This is a genomic window from Streptomyces sp. NPDC127084, assembly GCF_042724175.1.
Classification (GTDB): domain Bacteria; phylum Actinomycetota; class Actinomycetes; order Streptomycetales; family Streptomycetaceae; genus Streptomyces.
This window is the reverse complement of record NZ_JBHXFA010000435.1, coordinates 1-1,034: the sequence shown is the minus strand read 5'-3', so window position 1 is coordinate 1,034 and position 1,034 is coordinate 1. Positions and strand designations below refer to the sequence as shown.

Below are 1,034 nucleotides of genomic sequence, written 5' to 3'. Positions count from 1 at the left end.
GTCCCGACCCCCGGCGACGGCAACTGCCTCCTCTACGCCGTCATCGGCAGCGCACCGCACCTGGTCCGCACCCACCTGACGCGGGCCAACCCGGCCCTCGACCCGGGTGTCGCCAACTGGCTCGCCCAGCCCAACGGCGTACGGCAGACCCTCACCACGGTGTCGCACACTCCGCAGACCACGGCCCAGGGGGCAGGCCATCTGCGGGCCGCGCGGCAGGGGTTGCAGAACCTGGTGCTGGCCCGGCTCGCGGCGGCGGGCGACGGCAGCCGGCCGCTCCCGCCGCAGGTGCTCGGCCAGCTCCGGGGTGTCCTCGCCGACAACTTCGCGAGGGCGGTGCAGGGCATGACCGCCGCCCAGATCGACAACGAGCTGGTCCAGTACGGCATTCAGGGCTTGACCCATGCCGAGGACCTGGACCCGGTCGACCTCCAGACCCGCTATCTGCAAGCTCTCTCGGCGCAGGGCGCCCCGACCCCGCCGGCCGGGGTCGCGCCGAGCAACCGGCGGATGTTCGCCTATCTCCGTGCGGTGAACGCGCTGCCGACCCTCGCCGCCATGACACCGGACGAGCGCCGGTCGCTGCTGATCGCCGGGTACCACCGGAGCACCGCCCCGCTCACCGCCGACGAGGAGGCACTGCTCGACCGCGCCGTGCGCAGTTGGTCGAACGCGTGGGCGCACCCGGTCGGCGACACCTTCCTCCCGCTGCTCGCCGACACCCTCGGCGCCCCCATCCACGTCTTCCAGCCGATGCCCGCCGCCGTCGCCGGCACCACCACGACCGGCGGTCCCCGTGGCATCGCGCTGCGCTACGGCCCGACCACCACCGGCACACCCGCGCTGGAGGTCCACTACACGGGCCTGAACCACTACAGCGCCAGCGACGCGATCGCCGATCCGACGCAGCCGACGATCACGCCGTCGAAGGCGCCCCGGAGTCCGGAGGACGCCACCAGCCCGCTGACGTCCGGCCGTTACCGGCCCGCGACCACCCGCCGCGCCGACGACGACCGTCCCGCGTCGCATGTCGC

At 74.0% G+C, this 1,034-nt stretch carries 1 protein-coding gene; it reads left to right on the top strand.

The genetic code is table 11. The features are described from left to right. The coding region (locus tag ACFWI9_RS34795; protein WP_387169425.1) for a hypothetical protein at positions 1-1,034 on the top strand (1,034 nt) is incomplete at both ends.